This window comes from Acinetobacter haemolyticus, assembly GCF_900406815.1.
Lineage (GTDB): Bacteria > Pseudomonadota > Gammaproteobacteria > Pseudomonadales > Moraxellaceae > Acinetobacter > Acinetobacter haemolyticus_A.
The window spans coordinates 1-20,324 of record NZ_OVCN01000011.1; the positions used below are offsets into that span (position 1 = coordinate 1).

Genomic DNA, 20,324 nt, shown 5'->3' on the forward strand with positions numbered 1-20,324 from the left:
ATTAAATAAAAAAGAACATTCTTGGTTTTTATATAACTTTTTATCAATAAAATTATCTGTTTTATCCGTGATCTTTATCATCAACCGACATTAAAAATATGCATTATTTGCATGAAATATTTAATTTTTGCATTGTCGTTTTTTTTCAAAAAAAGTAACACTTGCCACTGCTGATTGTGGCGTCAAAGATTTTGTTTCTTATCGTGCTAAATCAATGAAGCCCATATGGCATGGAATTTATAGGTGAATAACCTAAATGCAAAGTGCAATAGGGAAGGAATAATTATTATGAATCAAAAGAGGCTGCTCAAATATATTCTAGTTGCCATGATCACTGGGATATTAGTCGGGTGGGCATGTCATAGCACTTTAAGCACGGCACAAACTACAGACATTGCTGGTTATTTTAAGATCGCCACAGATGTTTTCCTTAGATTAATTAAAATGATTATTGCACCATTGGTGTTTGCAACAATTGTTTCAGGCTTAATCTCAATGGGTAAATCCTCTTCACTTGGATCAATTACCTTAAAAGCCATGGGCTGGTTCATTGGTGCATCTTTTATCTCACTATTGCTCGGTATGGGTCTCGCGAACTATTTTCAGCCTGGCGCTGGGATGAATTTGAGCGTTCCAAAAGAAGTGGTTGATGTTGGGGTAAGTGCATCTAGTTTAAGTTTACAGACATTTATTACCCATATTTTTCCAAGAAGCTTTGCTGAAGCGATGGCAAATAATGAAATTTTGCAAATCCTAGTATTTTCAATTTTCTTTGGTTCAGCCTTGGCTTATGTTCAACACCAAACTGGCGCGACAGTGATTGGAAAAATTATTGATGAGTTATGTCGCGTCATGTTTCGTATCACTGACTATGTCATGGCGGCCGCACCCATTGCAGTATTTGCAGCGATTGCATCGGCCATCGCAGTGCAGGGTCCTAAATTAATTTTGGATTACAGTATTTTTATTGGGCAGTTCTATATTGGTTTACTGATCCTGTGGGCAATTTTAATGTCTTTTGGCTATATCTTCTTAAGAAAAGACATCTTTCGATTGGTACGAGCAGTACGTGAACCAACCATGTTGGCATTTGCAACAGCCAGTAGTGAGTCGGCATATCCAAAAACGATGGAAGCTTTAAATAAATTTGGTGTGCCAAAACGCGTTACGAGCTTTGTTTTACCTTTGGGCTATTCATTCAATCTTGATGGTTCAATGATGTATATGGCTTTCGCGGTATTGTTTATTGCACAAGCTTATAATATTGATCTCAGTTTTACTCAACAAGTACTGATTCTTTTAACCTTGATGATAACCAGTAAAGGAATCGCTGGCGTTTCACGTGCCTCGATTGTAGTGATTGCTTCAACACTTGCTATGTTTCAGCTTCCAGAAGCGGGTATTCTTCTGATCTTGGCGATTGACCAGTTCTTGGATATGGGGCGTACGGCGACCAATGTGATTGGAAATAGTATTGCGACCGCTGTGATTGCGCGTACAGAAGGGGATAAATATGACGTTGAAGAGACAGAAACAGATCAAGTGGCTGTTGATTCGATTGTTCCTGTAAGTCGATTAGCTGACAATACTTAAATAAAATAATGGCTTCTTTGTTAATCAGTCTATTTAAATAGAGTATTGAAGAAAATGGTTTGTAATTTAGCTTGGTGTTTAATCCAAAATAAATTATAAGCCATTATCTTGTTTTTAATATGATACTGCTAAAATTATAAATTAAATAAATAGTGAGTTGTCTTTTATTGCGACATACGATTTGTTAAGAGATTCCAAATATATTTTATTCGTTCGGAAAGGATCATTTTTCTTCTAATGATATATATATCTTGAGAAGTATGAAAATTAGGTTGGTCAATAACTTTTAATTTATTTTCTGATAGTTCTTTTTCCACAAGTAATTTCGGGAGCCATGCAATACCTAAACCCTGTAAAACCAATTCTTTTAAATCGCTGGCATTATCAGTTTCATATAATGTTCTATAATTTAAATTATTTTCTATAACCTCATCTACGCATTTTCTTAAATAAGCTTGTTTACTATAGGATAATAAAGGAAAAAGCTGATTAAATGAATATTTAGGCTCATCATGATATACAGCCGTCACAGGTAAGATCTCCATTTTCACAATTTTATGGAAAATGAAAAGTGAAGTATCTAATTGTTGTAGGGTTTTTTGATCGCAATAGCAAATCAAAAAGTCACATGATCCATCGGTAAGTAAACGCATACCTTGTTTAAGATTTGCGGCGATAATTTCTAATTTTAAATCTTCAAGGCTTAGCGATAGGTCATGAATAAAACGCGGAAAGAATTGTGTTATAAGAGAATGTGAAACTGCAAACTTAACGTTTAATTCATTGTTTTTAATATTTTTTTCAAGATAGCTTATGGTTGAATTGAGCTGGTGTTGTATGCTTTTTGCAGAAGCCAATAAAACTTGTCCAGCTTCAGTGAAATCAATAGTTTTGCTATCTCTTTTTAGAATTTGGAAGCCTAAAGCGGTCTCAATATTCTGAATTCGACGTGAAAATGCGGATTGGGTGACGTGACGTAGTTCTGCTGCTTGGGAAATCGAATTTTCCTGTTCGAGTGCAATTAAATCTTCAATCCATCGAATTTCCAAGGTCATAACCAATCCTTCATATGTGCGTATACACTATTATAATCTATTATGCAAAAAATGCATGTAGTAATATTTTTTTACATTAGAAAAAAATGAAGCGGTCTTCTAATATAAATTTATTGAGATCTAGAGTCTATTTAAATGAACATTAAGATTAACACACGTACTGAAAAAGATTTATTGGGTTTTAAGGAAATTCAAGATAATTGCTATTATGGTGTACAAACTTTAAGAGCAATCGAGAATTTTAATTTAAGTTCAAATAAGTTAAATCAGTTTCCTCACTTTATTAAAGCACTTGCAATCGTAAAATCAGCTTGTGCACATTCTAACTATAAATTAAATAAAATTGATGAAAATAAAAACAATGCAATTCAATATGCATGCCAACAAATAATGAATAATCAATACCATGATCAGTTTATGGTTGATATGATTCAAGGTGGTGCTGGTACTTCTACAAATATGAATATAAATGAAGTCGTTGCCAATGTCGGTTTAGAATATTTGGGACGAACTAAGGGCGAGTATCAATATTTACATCCTAATAATGATGTGAATATGTCTCAATCAACCAATGATGTCTATCCAACAGCAATCAAAATTGGGTTAATTTCTGCGATTGAACAGTTGAATACACCATTCAATAATCTAATCGAAAGCTTTAAGGCGAAATCTGTCGAATTTGCCGATATTTTAAAAATGGGGCGCACGCAGCTACAAGATGCTGTACCTATGACTTTAGGCCAAGAATTTGGTGCATTTGCTGCAACCCTACAAAGTGATTTGGATAAACTAAACCGTATCATGCCAGATGCTTTGAGCGTGGTAAATTTAGGTGGTACCGCGATTGGTACAGGGATCAATACAGAAGTTCAATATCGTGAGTATGCTATTCAAGCATTATCAGAAATTACGCAGCGTAAGATTAGCAGCGCACCTGATTTGATCGAAGCAACATCAGACATGGGTGATTTTGTTTTACTTTCAAGCTTCTTAAAGCGTACTGCGACGAAACTATCCAAAATCGCCAACGATTTACGTTTGTTATCAAGCGGTCCGCGTGCAGGATTGAGTGAAATCTATTTAGAACCACGTCAGCCTGGCAGCTCGATTATGCCTGGTAAGGTGAATCCAGTTATTCCTGAAGCGATGAATCTAGTTTGTTATCAGGTGATTGCTAATGATTTGGCGGTTACTTTGGCAGCTGAAGCAGGCCAGTTACAGTTAAATGCGATGGAACCTTTGATTGCGTTCAAGCTGTTTGAGTCGATTGAGTTGCTAGGTAAAGCCATGCAAATGTTCCAACAGAAGTGTATTGAAACGATTCGTGCCAATGCTGAGCTTTGTCAATCACAGGTAGAAAACTCAATTGGGATTGTTACCGCACTTAATCCTTATCTAGGTTATGAAACAACAACACGTATTGCAAAACAGGCCAATGAAACAGGGCAAAGTGTATTGGCTTTAATTAGAGCTGAGAACTTAATTTCTGATCAAATTTTGGCAGAAATCCTGGCTGTCAAAAACATGGTACATCCGAAGCAATCAGCATAATTGAGCTGATTCGGTTTCAGCAGAACTCCATAGAACAATGGCGTTAAAGATTAAGTTCTTTAACGCCATTTTAAATTTTTATGGTTGGAGGAGAAAACTAAAAAGGTTTGCGCAATGTGCGGCTGATTAAGAAATAGTGTTATTGAGTTGACCCTCTGAGGTAAGCAATTCAGCCATTTCTTGGGTTTTCCTTAAACCTGGCATACGATATTCAGTATGTCCATAGTCTTTGATTGATTTCCAACGTCCACCCCATGTTAAGCCAACAGATTCAGCAACTTGACCGTACAGCTCATAGCCACGCATCGCCCACGGATCTCGCTCACTGATCACCACTTTACCATTGCGTTTGAATGCAACATCCGCAGCTAGACCAAATTGGTGATAACTCTGATAACCTTTAGCGCGTGTGGTGTTTGGATTTCCTGCAAGCATATTTTGTCGGGCAGGGCTACGATAACCTTCGAGTAAGACAAGCTCATATCCGTGTTGTTCTTTCATAATCTTAAAGACCATGAGTAAACGTTGTTTATAACGTGGATTCATCTTGTCCCATTTACGATCAACCAGACTACTGTCGAGCGCACCATGTGCATGCGCAACTGGGCTCTCGATTTGTGAGGCATCAACTGAACCACTATGTTGAGCGTGATATTCCTGCTCGATTCGGGTTGCTTCAATTAATGCATCTTGAATAAGCGTTTCATCAACTTCTGGAGGAGGGCTGAGGATTTCACCATTCAACAAAGCATAAACTTGTGGATCTGTTTGTTTCAAATACTCTGCTTCGATACGGGTCGAATTAATAGGGCGCGTAAAAGCAAAAATTAAAATGCTGGAAAATAAAAAGAATCCTGCAATTAAAATCCACCATTGCTGTATATGCCAATGCGATTGCAGCTTTTCAGGTGCAGCCGCTTGATGCATGTTTTCAGCAAACTGCATGGCATGGGCAATTTTCTTTTTGCTCTGTGGCAGTACTGAACGTAATAAATGAATGCATTTAGAACGTAATTCATAAGACATCATTAACGTCAGTACAATGATGACAAGCAAAAAGCTAATCGAAATAAACCAAATCATTCGCTATTTGAGTTCATTGACAGTAAATGGTCGTTGCGTCACATTAATTTGTACAGAGGCTTGAGGAGCTTCTGTTTCTGATTCAGCCGCTTTGGGTATAGTTGTCTTTGATGGCTCAGTTTCTACTACTTTTTTAGTTTTCTCAGGCGCAGTTGTTGCTGCATTTTTTTGTTGAATTGGTTTTGGTGTTGCTGGTGGTACAGGTTTATTTCCATTTAGCTCATTTGCAAAAGGAGAACTACGATGTGCAGGGTCTGGGGTAGCTGTAGTTGAGTGTTGGAAAAATTTATTTAAATCGGTGCCTTGAGGTTGAGCGAAATTACTATCTTCTTCGGATTCAGTATTTTCGTGTTGAACCTGTTCTATCACACTACTGACGCTTTCTACGGTGTTTTGTGAACTTGCACTTGGTGTTGAATATTGTTCTGTTTGTTCAGTGGCTTGTACAGAATCATTAGATTGAGCTTGGAATAACACGAAAAAAACAATTAAGCTGAAAATAATGCCTAAAATGAATCCCACAAATACATAAATTACAGGAGATAAACTCTTTTTTTTATTCGTCTGTAATATGCGCAAAGAAGTTGGTCTTTCCTGAGTCATGTGTTATCAACTACGGTAAATGAATTGTGATATGTGCTTCTTCGGCGGGTGCTGAAATCACATTTTGATAAGGAGAAAGTGCACTTTGATTTTGTTGCGAAAGCATAAATTTCAATCCAGCAAAGCTCAATGCAGCAAACAATAACAAGAAAATTAAAATCCAAAAGAACGGCAATTCGTGATGGATAATATGTTTAATTTGATCAGGAATAGCTGCAAAGGGTGAAAATGCAGCTTTTTTACCTTTGAGATAGTCAATTTCATCGCCAATACGTGCCACCAAGTGATTAAGACTTTCGATGGACTCGAGTCGATATTTCCCTTGAAAGCCCAGCAACAGACAGTAATGAAAAACTTCCAACGCTGCTAAGCGATCTTTGCCTCGACTACGCAGTTGCTCTAAGATCTCAAAAAAACGATAACCCGCTAATTGCGAGCCAAATAAACTCAACTGTAATGGGCTAATCAACCAAGTATTTTGTAAGTTGAAATAGGCAGGATCTTGTTGTGTCGCGATTGTTTCATCGATCAATGCACAGAAGGCATATTTTGCATCGTGAATGTCATCTGCTGAGAATTGCAAACGTTTTGCTTGTTGCTCAAAACGATTTAATAGTTCCAAAATTTTGTTACGAAAATCACTCGGGTTTGAAGGAATATAGCGATTACGAATCAAAAAGACCAAATAGAATCCATCGTGTAATAGATCGATGAGATTAGTAGTCTGGGATTTATTCTGCGGTAGATTGGTTGCGGGTAAGCCAGAACCAATTTTACCATCATCAAATAAAGAGGGGATGCCTGTTGGATGTTGAGTCATCATTCTTCTCTTAGCTATTCATTACAGCAATAAGTTCGATACTGATATCTTGGAAACCAGCGGGAATGTATACGCAGATAGACTCTGATTCCAGCATTTGTTGATAGAGCTCATGATGTGGCTCAATTTCAAAATAACTTACCCCAGAGCGCACAGGAATTGCGGTTGGAACTTGCATCAAATGATGGATAGGCACAGCGGGTAATGCCGCAACGACACGTTGTTCAACATCAATGGTACTTCCCACTTTAAATCGTAGTGGCACGATTTGAATAAGTTCGTGGGTTTGCATCATACTGCTTGAAACTGCGATATATAAGCGAGTGTCACGCGTGATCTTGTCCGATTCAAGGCTTCCCACCCAATAAGATGGACGGGTTTCTTTTAAGGCGATGCTGAAATAGCGACTTGAAATAATGGTATCTAATAAGTCCCGCAAAATCACATCGAGTTGCTGAAAGCTGTCTTGCAATTGATGATGTTTGTAATGGGGTAAATGATCAACATCATAATTGCTTGAGAAGGTGAGCAGGGATCCAGCTAAACGCAATAATTCTGAAAACAAACGTTCTGGATGGATTTGAGGATATTGGAATAAATGATTTAAACCAGCATAAGCCGTATTTAATGCATTAATTAACCAGAAAGAAACAATATCTCCCGAACGGAACTCAATGAGCTTCTGTTCATTTTCTCGGTTATTACTCTGAATAGTTTTGATTTTTGCCTTAATCACATTCAGTGTGCGCTTGAGATTACTGGTCAAAGCATCTGAAGCCGCAACATGCAAAATGGGAGGAATAAACTTTGGATCTAGCTCAAAATTGCCTGAGCTTTGACGTTTTATTTTAGCAATTGGTAAATACAAGAAACCATCTAAAGTTTGACTTGGCTGTATGTGCTGCTCGAGTAGCTTGAACTCAGCACGACGACGCAACAAGCTCAGATCCGCAGGACTGGCATCGGTAAATAAATCGTGTGTTTCCGAGAGATAATTATGATAACGACTAGAAAGCGAGCCTTTCTCATCCGCAATATTTTTCTTATTTGCCTGGAGAATTGGAAGTGCCAAATAAACAACCATCTCACCTTTTAGGTTGAGATCATCCAATAATAAGGGTTCAGGGAGTAAATCTTGTGCAGGAGCATGGTAAATTTCACCATCTTGCCAAATGATTTCAACCTCTTCTAAAGCTAAGATATGGGTCGAAAGTTGAACCTGATCAAATTTAAGTTTTTGTACACCATAGGCATAAGGAACAAGTGCACGAATAGTGTGATTTAAGCGTTGTTCATGATAGGTATCTTGGATTTGGAAGTGCTGCGGACGTAAAAATAGACCTTCACCCCAAAGAACTTTTTCTGCTTTAAACATATTAATTTACCAGTAATTATTCATATTCATTCTTGGGTTGAACACCGAGCATATCTTGTACCATTTGTAATGGATGTTCATCTTTGATGACTTGACCAAGCCATTCATGTAATGGCATTTGGCTCCATTTAATCGTTTTTTGCAGCATATAGCTGACAGGGCTATGTGGTTCATTTTTTTGAAAATAAGTGGCGATTTCTTGCAATACGCGCATCGCTTGTTCACGGTTTTCAATATGAGACTGAACTTGAGGTTGAAAAGACATAGCATTTTGTACCGTTGTCGTTGGAGACATCACTGGTTTTTCAATTGCAAGAGCTTGAGATTCAACTTCGACGTTATGTTGTTGTGTAGACTGTCCAAAATATTCAGTTTTGTATATCTTTTTAAGCGTTTGGTGAATGCTTTCCAAGCTTGAATCAATAGCTGCAAAACTTGGTGAATCCAAACCTAACAAACCATCTAGCACATTTTTAAGTACAGACCATTGCTGCAAAATATCATTAAAATGTTGATAGTTTTGAAATTGAAAGGATACATCGGTATTCGATAAAGCTTGTTCGAACTTTTCAAGTTCATTGTTACTATTTGAACTGTCGTAATCATCACTTTGTTTACGGCGTACATTTTCATGATAAAGAAAATTGTCGTAATCCAATAAATGATAAAAAGGTGTGGTATTGATTAATGGTACTTTCTTAATCAACAGTGGGAGTTGATTGATCAAACCTTGCAATAAACCAATACGTTGATCTAAGTCATCATCTTCCACTTCAGGATGTATGGCTAACCAATATTGTTCAAGTAAACGATGACTTAATTCAAGACTTTTTGCGACGCCTTCAAAACCATAAAGATTTGCCCAAGCTTCAGAAAGCCATGTCAGCAATCGTATATCTTTGCTTTTATACTGCAGCAATTCAATTGATGTTGAAGCAACATAATCCCAATCTGCTTGTTTCGGCTCAGTGACCCAATCACCTTGGTCGAGTAAGACATCATCTTGAGTTCTCGCTTTTTTGATCGTATGGAACTCATTGGAAAATGAATAATCTTCACCACAAGGTGACTGCTCATCAATTGGGGTCAGTAATGGGAATATGTCCATTTTCATAACAATTTGGGCTCAATCTTGAAAATTTTAAACATCAGCTTTGGTTTTTTTACTTGAACGCTTACGAGTTCCTTTAGCAACTGGGTCTAATTGATAGCTAATTTCATCATCTTTGGTATCAATAACGATTAATTTCGGTAATTTATGATCAGCTAGAGCAACTAAAATTTCGGTTGCAAGAGACGGTAAAACAGTTGAGTTCAAAATATTGTCTACGTTTCGGGCGCCACTATCAACTTCTGTACAGCGATTTAATAACAACTCTACAAGATCATCAGAATACTCAACTTTGGTGGCATATTGTTTCTCGATTCGAGCAACAATTTTCCCTAATTTATGTTTAATAATTCTGACTAAAAGTTCGTCATGCAATGGAAAGTATGGAACAACTCGCATACGGCCTATAAAAGCAGGCTTGAACTGTTTGTAGAGACTAGGTTTTAAATGATCAAGTAATGCTTCTGCAGTTGGCCATTCTTCTACGGGTTGGTTTAAACAAGCCTGCATGATTGCACTAGAGCCTGTATTAGAAGTCAGTAAAATGGTTGTGTTTTTAAAATCAATTACACGACCTTCACCATCTTCAAGCGTGCCTTTATCAAAGACTTGATAGAACAATTCTTGCACATCACTATGCGCTTTCTCGATTTCATCCAGCAAGACAACACTATATGGATTACGACGAACAGCTTCGGTTAAAACCCCACCTTGACCATAGCCTACATAGCCAGGAGGCGCACCTTTCAACGAAGAAACCGTATGTGCTTCTTGGTATTCAGACATATTGATCGTAATTAGATGTTGTTCACCACCATAAAGCTCATTTGCTAATGCCAGAGCAGTCTCGGTTTTTCCAACACCACTTGGTCCAACCAGCATAAATACGCCTTGTGGTTTATTTGGGTCTTCCAATTTTGCTTTGGAGGTTTTAATGCCCTGAACTAACTGATGAAGGGCATAATCTTGCCCCATTACACGTTCCGCAAGCTTATCCTCAAGTGTTAAAATCTGTTTGATCTCATCATTGACCATATTACCAACAGGAATACCAGTCCAGTCAGAAATGATTTCATTCACAATTTGAGGTGTAACACGCTCAAAAACTAAAGGACTTTGTCCTTGTAATTGTGCTAACTCTGCTCTGAGATCAGAAATTTTTTGTTTCAGTTCAGGCTGCTCTTCTTCGCGATTGAGCTGTTGGATTTGCTTAACGAATTCGAGTTCTTGTTTCCAACGGGTTTCCACATCTAGAATTTCAGCCTCTAATGTTGAAAGTTGTTGGTTGAGTGCCTCTAAACGTTCGTGATGTATAGGAAACTGTTGATGCTCTTGGGTTATGATTTGCTGTTCAAGCTTTAAGTTGTGATGTTGAGCTTTGAGCTGGTCTAAAATAACCGGTTGTGCATTTTGAGTGAGTGCTACCCGTGCTGAGGCTGTGTCTAATACACTAACTGCTTTGTCTGGCAGTTGACGACCACTGATGTAACGATGAGAAGCCTGAACCGCAGTGATAATCGCTTGATCATCAATGTTTAAATTAAAATGTTTTTGCATGACGGGAATCATGGCACGTAACATATCAATCGCAACTTCTTCAGTTGGCTCTTCCACCTTAACCACTTGGAAGCGACGACTTAGAGCAGCATCTTTTTCAAAATATTGTTTATATTCAGCCCATGTGGTTGCTGCAATAGTTCTTAACTCACCACGTGCCAATGCTGGCTTGAGCAGATTGGCTGCATCATTTTGTCCAGCTTGACCGCCCGCACCAATCAATGTATGTGCTTCATCAATAAATAAAATAATAGGATGGGTTGATGCTTGTACTTCTTGGATAACTTGTTTTAAACGATTTTCAAATTCACCTTTGACACTCGCACCCGCTTGTAATAGCCCCATGTCTAGCACATGAATTTGTACATTTTGTAATGCTTCAGGAACCAAACCTTGTGCAATTTTTAAAGCTAAACCTTCTACAACTGCGGTCTTACCTACACCTGGCTCACCCGTCAAAATCGGATTGTTTTGGCGGCGACGCATTAAAATATCGAGCATTAAACGTATTTCAAACTCACGACCGATAACAGGATCTATTTGTCCATTTTGTGCTTTGGTCGTTAGGTTAATGGTGTACTGATCTAATGCAGGTGTTTTTGCTGGTGTTGGTGAAGATGCATCTACTGGTTGAGTATCATCATCAGTTTTATTGTTTTCAATTGCTGTATGTTCACTGCTATTGCCACACATGTCTAAAAACTTGTGCTTCATGGTGTCGATTGGAAATAGCTCAAATAAACTAGACGCTCTAAAAGCAATTTGCTGTAGGTCAGGTTCAGTTAATAAAGCAATGATTAAATGGCTACTGCGAATAACAGGTGTTTGTTCAGCGGATGCTAATAACCAAGCTTGTTCAAATAATTTTACAATTGATTTTGCAAAAATTGGCGTGCGGGTATTTCCTTTGGGTAATGAAGCAATAGTTTCTTTTAAATCATTAGTTAAAGCTTCAGCAGAGATATTATTTTTTTTTAATAAAATTTGTAAATCATTGACAGGTAATTGATTTAATAACTCTACAAATAAATGCTCAATTTCAATCTCATAATTCAATTGGTTAATGCAATAATTTGCAGATTTTTCTAATGCGGAACGAGTAGGAGATGATAGTTTTGTAATTAAAACTTTTAAATTACTCATTTATTACTCACAATAATTTTGAATACCAAGCCCTGCTAAGTAAGTTTTGACCTGATATTGTTGTTATATCTGAAATATATTTTTTGAATAAAATCAAAAACTTATGTGGACACTAGTTGAGTGTACAGATTATTCTACAACAAAAGTTGTTACTTTAAAACAAAAAAATCTGGTCAATTCATAAAAAAATAATTGCATAATATAATCAAAATAACCAATTAATGTTATAAAACGTAATTAGTATTGACTTTCTATGTCGTTTTTTTGTTAAATTCGCGACAATATTCTCTGTAAGTAAAATTGATGAGTGAGAGGGTTTTTTTAACAATAATTGTCGACTCTATCAATTAAATAAGTTAAATAATGATGAGGCACATTTTGAAAAAAGGTATTGTGGTATCAATTCTTTGTATGGCAATCAGTGGGTTTGCTTATGCAGAAGAACAAGAGTCGAAATTGGTTGATCAAGAATCTAAACAAATTGATCAGGAGACTAATCTGACTGATAAAAAAGCAAAACCAGTTAAACCAATTAAATTAAAAAGAAAATGTATTAAACAAAACCCGTTGGTAGAAGGGCAAACTGATCAAGATTTACTTCAAATTTATCAACAAGTCTGTGATAAATCGAATGCAAATAAAGTAAATGATCTATTGGCTCAGGCTGCAATGCGTATGTATGAGTTAAAACAGCCTATGAAAGCATTGACGCTTGCAAATCAATTACATGAGAAAAATATTCAAGGCACATTATTAACTGATGTCACTTTCTTGGCGAGCGTAGATATGGCGAATCACGCATTGCAAAAAATGCGTGCTGAAGAAGTACGTTATCTAAGTCAAGAGCTAACTTATCCACCAGCCAAAGAATTAAGTGAGAATATCCGCACTGCGATGCCTGCAAGTGTGTTGGCTGTAAAGAAAGTGGTGGAAGAAGCACCTAAAAGAGAAGTTCGAAATACCAGTACAGCTAACCGTCGTGCTGTCAGTCAGCCTAAATCACGTGCGACTTCAACACCGCGTAATACCGCAACACAGACTACAGCGCCAGCGAGTCGTCCAACAACCACAACGCCAAGTGCTGTTCGACCAACAGGTACGAATCCATTTGCTTCGTTGAAACAATAATCAAGGGTAAAGAGTTATGGCTAAAAGAGAAAGCGTACAGAAAAAGTTGCAACGCATTCGTCCACCTCGTGTACAGCTAACTTACGATGTTGAAGTTGGAGATGGTAAAGAATCAAAAGAATTACCGTTTGTTGTCGGGGTAATGGGTGATTTTTCTGCTGCATCAGAGCTTGAAAAAACCAAGTTGAAAGATAAAAAATTCATTAATGTAGATTTAGATAATATTGATGAAGTGATGGAGTCTTTGGCTCCAAGAGCTGCCTTTCAGGTGGAAAATACGTTGACTGAAGAAGGTGGACGTATGTCGGTAGATTTGACTTTTAACTCAATGGAAGACTTTAGACCAGAACAGGTGGTTCAACAAGTTGATCCATTACGTAAATTGGTTGAAGCGCGTGAGCGTTTAACAGATCTTCGCAATAAGATTTCAAATAGTGAGCGTTTAGAAGATCTGTTAGATGAAGTACTTAAGAATACAGATCAAGTTCGTCAATTAAGTGCGGAGGCTGAAAATGAGTAATTTACAAGCGGCAACTGCATCAAATCTAGAAGCTGAGTCAACACATTTACTCGACTCAATTGTCGAACAAAGCCGTATTGCACGTAATGATGATGAGCATGTGCGTGCTAAAAGCCTAATTGGTGAGTTGGCGAAAGAGGTGATGGCAGGGACAATTACTGTTTCTGAAAATATGACCTTATCTATTGATAAACGTATTGCCGAGATTGATGCATTAATTTCTAAACAACTTAGTGAAATTATGCACCATGAGCAGTTCCAGAAGATTGAGTCAACGTGGCGTGGTCTCTACTATTTCTGCCAAGAAACACCTTCTAACTCAATGATTAAGATTCGTATGTTGAATACGACTAAAAAAGAGTTGGTTAAAGATTTCCAGGGTGCAACTGATTTCGATCAAAGTACGCTTTTCAAAAAGATTTATGAAGAAGAATACGGCTCATTTGGTGGCGCACCTTATGCAGCATTAATCGGTGACTTTGAGTTTGATCGCACTCCATCAGATATGTATTTGCTAGAGCAGATCTCGCATGTGGCTGCGGCAGCTCATGCACCATTTATATCTGCTGCTAGTCCAAGCATTTTAGGTTTAGAGTCATTTACAGATATTGATCGTCCACGTGATGTTTCAAAAATCTTCGAAACTGCTGAATATGTTCAATGGCGTTCTTTCCGTGATAGTGAAGACTCACGTTATGTGGCATTAACGATGCCGCATGTATTGGGTCGTTTGCCATATCACCCGAAAGAAGGAACTGCGACAGAAGGCTTTAACTTCATCGAAGCAGTAACGGGTGAAGATCACCATGATTATCTTTGGATGAATGCGGCTTATGCTTTTGGTACACGTTTAACCAATGCCTTTGATGCGCATGGTTGGTGTGCTGCTATTCGTGGTGTTGAAGGTGGTGGTTTGGTTGAAGGTTTACCAGTCCACACCTTTAAAACATCTGATGGTGAAGTAGTTTTCAAATGTCCAACTGAAATTGCGATTACTGATCGTCGTGAAAAAGAGTTAAGTGATCTAGGCTTTATTCCTTTAGTTCACTGTAAAAATACTGACTATGCCGCTTTCTTTGGTGCGCAATCGACTCAAAAACCGAAGAAATATGATAGTGATACTGCAAATGCCAATTCAGCACTTTCAAGTCAGATCCAGTACATCATGGCTGTCTCTCGTATCGCACATTACTTAAAAGCAATGATGCGAGACAAAGTGGGAAGCTTTGCATCGGCAGGCAATGTTGAAGCCTTTTTAAATGAATGGCTTTCACAATATGTCTTGCTTGATGATGGTGCATCACAAGAAGCGAAAGCACAATATCCGCTTCGTGAAGCATCAGTAAAAGTTGTAGAAGATCCTGCTCAGCCAGGTCACTACAAATCAGTGGTCTTTTTAAGACCGCATTTCCAGCTGGATGAGTTGTCTGTTTCCTTGCGACTCGTGACTGAACTACCGCAGTCCTCAAATTAAACAATGAGATCAGCTAGATAATAACTTTAAATAAACAGAGGTAATTTTTAAATGAAAGATATATACGTTGAGTTTCGTGGCAAATACAAGGTAGATGGAGAATCTCGCGATTCAGAGCACAAAGGTTGGCTTGAAGTTAACTCTTGGTCTCACAAAATCCGTCAGCCTAAATCTGCGACCTCAAGCAGCGTAGGGGGTCATACAGCTGAGCGTGTTGAGCATGATGATATGATTTTCGTTAAAGATTTGGATGCAACAAGTCCAAAACTTTGGGAAGCTTGTTCAGCAGGTTATACATTTGATGAAGTACAGATCGATTTTTATCGTGCAAACGGTGACAAGCGTATCAAGTACTTACAAATCAAATTGAAGCACGTTCTTGTGTCAAGTGTGACTCCAGTTGTAAATGAAGAAGGTGTTCCAACTGAACAGTTTGGCTTGAAATATGCTGCTGTTGAGTGGACTTATAACCAACAAGATATTAACGGTACTGCGAAAGGTGCTGTTACTAAGAAATGGTCACTTTCTAACAACACAGCTTCTTACGCTGCGTAATCGGAATTGTGATTTTTCTATAGAGGTTAATAATTTATTAACCTCTATTTCTCTTATTTTTCTGTTTTATCATAATGAATTTAGATCATTTATATCCATACGGCTTTAGGTCAACATTATTTGATCGTTTATTGCCTGAGCATGAAGATTATTTAAGAGGGTTGTCAATTCAACAATTGCGAGAATCTGTTGCTCGTGATTTAGAAGATCTCCTCAATAGCCGAATTGCACAGTTTGATGTGGATATGAGTGAGTATCCTCTGGCGAAGAAATCAATTCTGCAATTTGGAATTATTGATTTCGTTGGACTTTCAACTGCCAATCCTTTGGATCGAGACAAGATTTGTCAGTCAATAGAGCAATCGATTGCAGCGCATGAGCCAAGGTTGAGACAGATTAAAGTTGAGATGCTATTGGATGGACATAATATGGGGGCATTATGTTTAAGTATTCAGGCTTATTTAAACATTCATCCTTTATATGAACCCGTTTTCTTTGATGCTTTACTCAAACCGACAACACAACAATATGTTATTTCTGCAAGAGCTTAGTGTGAGAGAACTGTGATAGAACAACTTCTGCCGTATTATGAAAAAGAACTACAAGAATTCGGTCAACAATCTAGAGAGTTCGCACAGAAATATCCCAAGATTGCGCAACGCTTATCACTGAATCAAGAACAAATCGATGATCCTCATATTGAGCGATTAATTCAAGCCTTTTCATTGATCGCCGCACGAATCGATAAAAAACTGGCTGATAGTTACGATGTTTTTACCCACTCCCTGTTTGAGGTCATGTTCCCTCAGTATTTGCGACATTTCCCCGCATGTACAGTCGTTAGCTTTGAAGATACCAATAAAATTAAACAGCTAACCGAGGCGCATCGAATCCCACCAAAAACAGCATTGCGCTCACGCAGTTTTAAAGGCGTGCAATGTGAGTTTAATACCACCAATGAAGTTCGATTATTACCGCTTGCCTTAACAGGTTTGGATTTTCAAACCTCGCCTAGTACGCATATGCATTTGAATCAAAATGCGACTTTAAGCCTGAAGTTTGAAATTTTTAATAATGCACATTGGTTAATTGGTGAAAAGCTACCTATTTATTTGGATGCGATTTCAAATTTTCCATTACAAGTTTTGGATAGTATTTTTAAAAAGGAAACGGGTTTTGCTGTTCGTATTGGGCAGCGTACGATGGAAATTGCCAATCCATTTGCTGTGATGGGGTTTAGTGAACAAGAAAGTTTATTGCCCGTTGATCAGCATACGCATCATGCCTATCGTCTGTTGATGGAATATTTTTGTTTTCCAGAGAAATTCAATTATCTAAATTTGGACTTAAGTGTATTGAAGGGAATGCTGCGTGAACATGAGCAGAGTTTTGAAATCCTCATCCACCTAAAATTAAACTTGAATGATCAAGCGATTGTCCGTAATTATTCTGAGTTAAATATCGCCAATTTTAAATTATTTACCACTCCCGCTATTAATTTATTTGAAAAACAAGCAGAACCACAAAAAATCACCCATACACAATTACAGTATCCATTGATCACGGATGCGCATCATCCTGAGTTATATCAAGTCTATTCTGTGATTGAAATGAATATGGTACGGGAAAAGACCAATCAGGAACAAAGCTATCTTCCTGTTTTGCCTTTTTTTGCCATGAGTCATTATCAGAACGATAAAGTTCAATTTTTCTATTCCTTAAATTATCAATCATCGGCAACTCAGGCGATGCAGATGGGATATTCGATTGTTTCTAAACATCTTAAGCCGTATGAAATAAAATCTGACTTTATTAGTACTAAATTGTTATGTTCAAATGGTGATTTACCGCATGAGGCTTTAGGGCAAAGCAACAATATTTTAAATCTGAATGATAGTAGTTTAGCGCGACGTGCTTTAATTTTAAAACGTCCAACATCACCTTTTGAGTTTGATAAGAATAAAAATGAACAGTGGCGGATTATTTCGCATTTATCTTTAAATACATTGGCTTTAATGAAAGGGGATGCCCTAAGCCATGTGAAAGAATTATTGGCTTTATATAACTTACCGCATTCTAAAGAAAATAATTTATTGATTGATGCACTGAAGACTTTAAGTTTTTCTACAGCCAATAAGTTAGTCAATGCAAAACCATTTCCTATGTTTGTCCGAGGTGTGAAGGTTGAGCTGAGTGTAAATAGCAGTATATTCCGCGGGCATAGCCTGTATATTTTTAGCCAATTATTAAGTCATATTTTTAATCTTAAAGTACAGATCAATAGCTTTGTCGATCTCATTGTCAAAGATAGTAGCAATCAGCAGGAGATATACCAATGCGTTCAGAACGTTGGTGGCAAGATGCTTCTGTAGTTGATCAGCTTTTTAAACAAGCAGGTTCTTTTGAGTTTATCCAATCAGCTCGATTACTGCGTCATGTTCCTCATTCCTCTTTGCCAAAAGATTGGTCAGAGGATTTTAAGTTTGAGACTTCATTCAGTTTAAGCTTCCCAGCAACTGAAATTGAAGCATTGAGTTATCAGGATGAACGTATTTATCTCACCAATTTGGTGGTGGGAATGACGGGTACTCAAGGTGCCTTGCCTTATACTTATACCAATAAATTGAAACAAAGTCCGAGACAACAGCGCCAAGAAGTTAAACAGTTTCTTGGCCTGTTTAATCATGCTTTAACGGCAAAATATGTAGATGCAAGTTTGGTCTACAATTTGCCAATTCGTTATGAAATTGAATCAGAAAACCATTATCTGAATATTCTGCATGCCTTAAATGGGTATATCCGCTCTCAACATGAACAACTGGATTTAGAAGAATACTTTGCGGAATTTTCGGGATTGATGCAGGGACAAAACAATACTGCTCATGCATTAAAAACCGTTTTGACCTGTGTGTTTAATGAACAGGTACATATTCAGGAATTTGTGAAAGAAAAATTTAGACTGGGCGACGAACAAAAAACCAGTTTGGGGGGAAGTACGCCAAGTTTATTAGGTTTAAATACCTTCTGTGGCGATACCGTGCAACAGATTGATGGGAAAATTGAAATCCAAATTGGTCCATTAAAGCGAGCGCAATATCTGGCCTTTTTACCAGAGCAACCTTTAAATAAAAAACTCAAACATTTGATTCAGACTTGGTGCAGCCCAACTTTATTTATTGATGTGCGTTTAATTTTAGATAAAACCGAGATTGGACCGATGAGTTTAAATTCGTCTCATGAAAATGGTCTTGGGCAGGGAGCATTTCTCATGCCATCTGAACAATTACAACATAACACTGAAACTCGTTATGCATTATTAGGGGCCGCATAATGATTAAGAAATTTTTACTGCTCTTTCTAAGTTGTTTTTTTATCGTCAGCTTTGTCGTAATTTATTTCTGGCGCGACACACAATTTCAACCTGACGCTAACGATCTGCTTCGGTATTTTGTCTTTTTACCTTTGTTAATTAGCACCGTACTCATTTCACCATGGTTGATTTATCAGCTATATCAGAAGCACAAAGAAAAAAAGCAACAAGCGTTGGCTGCCGAACAAAGTGAAGAGAGTGAGTTGATTGAATCAACACATCAATCTGAAAGTACGTGGTTGACCCTGAATCTTTATGCGGCTGGGGCTTATAGTGCACTTGGTGAAAATGATGCCATTCTTGATGGGGTTAAATCCCTTGTGAGTCCACAGTTGGACAGTAAATTATCGAGTGCGATGGGTTTGCCTATTTTATCATATCGAATCGATGACTTAGACCAATTTGTGGGTGAAGATGTATCGGAGGAGATGCAATTTACCACGACTCAGCAGCAGAGAATTATGGCTCTGATTCAACATCAGCTTCAAATTCACCAATCATTTTTGTCTTCTGTTGCAGATCATTTAAAACAGTCCAGCTTGTTTTATGAAAGTCAGAATTTACATGAGTATCGTATGCATCCTGCATGGATCGATCCTACGCATTCAGAGCATGATCAGACAGAAACGAAACCCGTTGAACAGGTTTATCGTTTAGATAAGTTAAATTTGCATATTTTACTGTCTGAGGACGTGATTCATACGTGGAATGATTTAAGTAGTAATGAAATCATTCAGGCATTTTTTTATGATCTGGGTATTATTCCCCAGAAATTCCATATCGAATATCACTTTGTCAGTGGGACATCCGTTGTACAGCAAACGGTTGAGTTATTTGAACGTATTCAGAAACAACCAAACGAACTGAGCTTAATTATCACAGCGGATTCCGAAATCGACCAAGACATTTTGGATGAGCGACTATTAAGTAAAAAATCTTATACACCTGCTGAGTTTGTGAGTAGTTGTTGTGTTGCACATCCCGCCGTACACATCGAGCATTTGCAACCTTTAAAAACATTAAAGCTTGTATTAAATCAAAATAATTTAAATCAAATTTTTGAAGAGCTGAATATCCATGATTTACCGCAATACGACAATGAAGAGCCTTTTGTTCTGCTCCTCGAAGATGGAGAAAACGTTAAAGTGGTCAAAAAGCTTGAACAATTTTTTGCTCAAAGTCCAATAGAGCCGCATCACTATCTTTATTGCAAACCGATGTTTGGACAAACTCAAAACCTTTCAAAAATCTTTGGATTGATGTTGGGTGCTCAGTTTCCAGATCCTCAGGTTGCCTTTATTTATGGTCAAGATTTAAAAGCATTTATTCAAACTTTTCCTGAGCTTCCGTTGGAACAGGAAAGTGTAGCACTTGCTGATTGATTAA

General features: G+C 37.6%; 17 protein-coding genes. 10 read left to right on the forward strand and 7 right to left on the reverse strand.

The window, feature by feature from the left end:
• The first annotated feature begins 288 nt into the window (after nt 1–288).
• Nucleotides 289–1,593 carry a dicarboxylate/amino acid:cation symporter gene (locus tag DK207_RS09080; RefSeq protein ID WP_109440889.1) on the forward strand — a complete coding sequence of 435 codons (1,305 nt, stop codon included), beginning with the start codon at nt 289–291 and terminating at the stop codon, nt 1,591–1,593.
• Between the two features lie 164 nt (nt 1,594–1,757).
• Here DK207_RS09080 and DK207_RS09085 read toward each other — a convergent pair whose 3' ends face one another.
• Nucleotides 1,758–2,648, reverse strand: coding sequence for a LysR family transcriptional regulator (locus tag DK207_RS09085; RefSeq protein ID WP_109440890.1), 891 nt, complete (start codon nt 2,646–2,648; stop codon nt 1,758–1,760).
• A 135-nt stretch (nt 2,649–2,783) separates the two neighbouring features.
• On the opposite strand from DK207_RS09085, the gene DK207_RS09090 reads away from it, so the two are divergent.
• On the forward strand, nt 2,784–4,199 hold the full coding sequence (locus DK207_RS09090) for an aspartate ammonia-lyase (RefSeq protein WP_109440891.1): 1,416 nt from the start codon (nt 2,784–2,786) through the stop codon (nt 4,197–4,199).
• A 126-nt stretch (nt 4,200–4,325) separates the two neighbouring features.
• On the opposite strand, the gene DK207_RS09095 is transcribed toward DK207_RS09090, so the two are convergent.
• The 6 genes from DK207_RS09095 to tssH are packed head-to-tail and all read right to left on the reverse strand — an operon-like array spanning nt 4,326 to nt 11,891.
• Entirely contained in the window at nt 4,326–5,282 is a 957-nt protein-coding gene (locus tag DK207_RS09095; protein WP_109440892.1) for a M15 family metallopeptidase, read from the reverse strand.
• 3 nt (nt 5,283–5,285) lie between these two features.
• Entirely contained in the window at nt 5,286–5,885 is a 600-nt protein-coding gene (locus DK207_RS09100) for a hypothetical protein (protein ID WP_109440893.1), read from the reverse strand.
• A gap of 10 nt (nt 5,886–5,895) precedes the next feature.
• Nucleotides 5,896–6,705, reverse strand: a complete 810-nt coding sequence (gene icmH / locus DK207_RS09105; RefSeq protein WP_109440894.1) for a type IVB secretion system protein IcmH/DotU — start codon at nt 6,703–6,705, stop codon at nt 5,896–5,898.
• A gap of 10 nt (nt 6,706–6,715) precedes the next feature.
• Complete coding sequence (gene tssK, locus DK207_RS09110) at nt 6,716–8,080, reverse strand: type VI secretion system baseplate subunit TssK (RefSeq protein WP_109440895.1); 1,365 nt, start codon at nt 8,078–8,080, stop codon at nt 6,716–6,718.
• 16 nt (nt 8,081–8,096) lie between these two features.
• The gene (gene tssA, locus DK207_RS09115) at nt 8,097–9,194 is read right to left on the reverse strand and encodes a type VI secretion system protein TssA (RefSeq protein ID WP_109440896.1); all 1,098 of its coding nucleotides are present in this window, start codon (nt 9,192–9,194) and stop codon (nt 8,097–8,099) included.
• A 27-nt stretch (nt 9,195–9,221) separates the two neighbouring features.
• Complete coding sequence (tssH, locus tag DK207_RS09120) at nt 9,222–11,891, reverse strand: type VI secretion system ATPase TssH (RefSeq protein ID WP_109440897.1); 2,670 nt, start codon at nt 11,889–11,891, stop codon at nt 9,222–9,224.
• Between the two features lie 378 nt (nt 11,892–12,269).
• Here tssH and DK207_RS09125 point away from each other — a divergent pair, with 378 nt between their 5' ends.
• The 8 genes from DK207_RS09125 to DK207_RS09160 all read left to right on the forward strand — a co-directional run bounded on the left by DK207_RS09125 (nt 12,270) and on the right by DK207_RS09160 (nt 20,320).
• Nucleotides 12,270–13,019 carry a hypothetical protein gene (locus DK207_RS09125; protein ID WP_416224667.1) on the forward strand — a complete coding sequence of 250 codons (750 nt, stop codon included), beginning with the start codon at nt 12,270–12,272 and terminating at the stop codon, nt 13,017–13,019.
• A gap of 16 nt (nt 13,020–13,035) precedes the next feature.
• Nucleotides 13,036–13,539, forward strand: coding sequence for a type VI secretion system contractile sheath small subunit (tssB, locus tag DK207_RS09130; RefSeq protein WP_109440899.1), 504 nt, complete (start codon nt 13,036–13,038; stop codon nt 13,537–13,539).
• Nucleotides 13,532–15,013 carry a type VI secretion system contractile sheath large subunit gene (gene tssC, locus DK207_RS09135; protein WP_109440900.1) on the forward strand — a complete coding sequence of 494 codons (1,482 nt, stop codon included), beginning with the start codon at nt 13,532–13,534 and terminating at the stop codon, nt 15,011–15,013. The genes tssB and tssC overlap by 8 nt, the downstream gene beginning before the upstream one ends.
• A 51-nt stretch (nt 15,014–15,064) precedes the next feature.
• Nucleotides 15,065–15,568: an Hcp family type VI secretion system effector gene (locus DK207_RS09140; protein WP_109440901.1), complete on the forward strand. Its 504-nt coding sequence runs from the start codon at nt 15,065–15,067 to the stop codon at nt 15,566–15,568.
• A gap of 74 nt (nt 15,569–15,642) precedes the next feature.
• Nucleotides 15,643–16,119, forward strand: a complete 477-nt coding sequence (gene tssE / locus DK207_RS09145) for a type VI secretion system baseplate subunit TssE (protein WP_109440902.1) — start codon at nt 15,643–15,645, stop codon at nt 16,117–16,119.
• A gap of 12 nt (nt 16,120–16,131) precedes the next feature.
• The gene (gene tssF / locus DK207_RS09150; RefSeq protein WP_109440903.1) at nt 16,132–17,940 is read left to right on the forward strand and encodes a type VI secretion system baseplate subunit TssF; all 1,809 of its coding nucleotides are present in this window, start codon (nt 16,132–16,134) and stop codon (nt 17,938–17,940) included.
• Nucleotides 17,904–18,899, forward strand: coding sequence for a type VI secretion system baseplate subunit TssG (gene tssG, locus DK207_RS09155; protein WP_109440904.1), 996 nt, complete (start codon nt 17,904–17,906; stop codon nt 18,897–18,899). Before tssF ends, tssG begins: the two co-directional genes overlap by 37 nt.
• Nucleotides 18,899–20,320 carry a hypothetical protein gene (locus DK207_RS09160; RefSeq protein ID WP_109440905.1) on the forward strand — a complete coding sequence of 474 codons (1,422 nt, stop codon included), beginning with the start codon at nt 18,899–18,901 and terminating at the stop codon, nt 20,318–20,320. Before tssG ends, DK207_RS09160 begins: the two co-directional genes overlap by 1 nt.
• Nucleotides 20,321–20,324 lie beyond the last annotated feature (4 nt).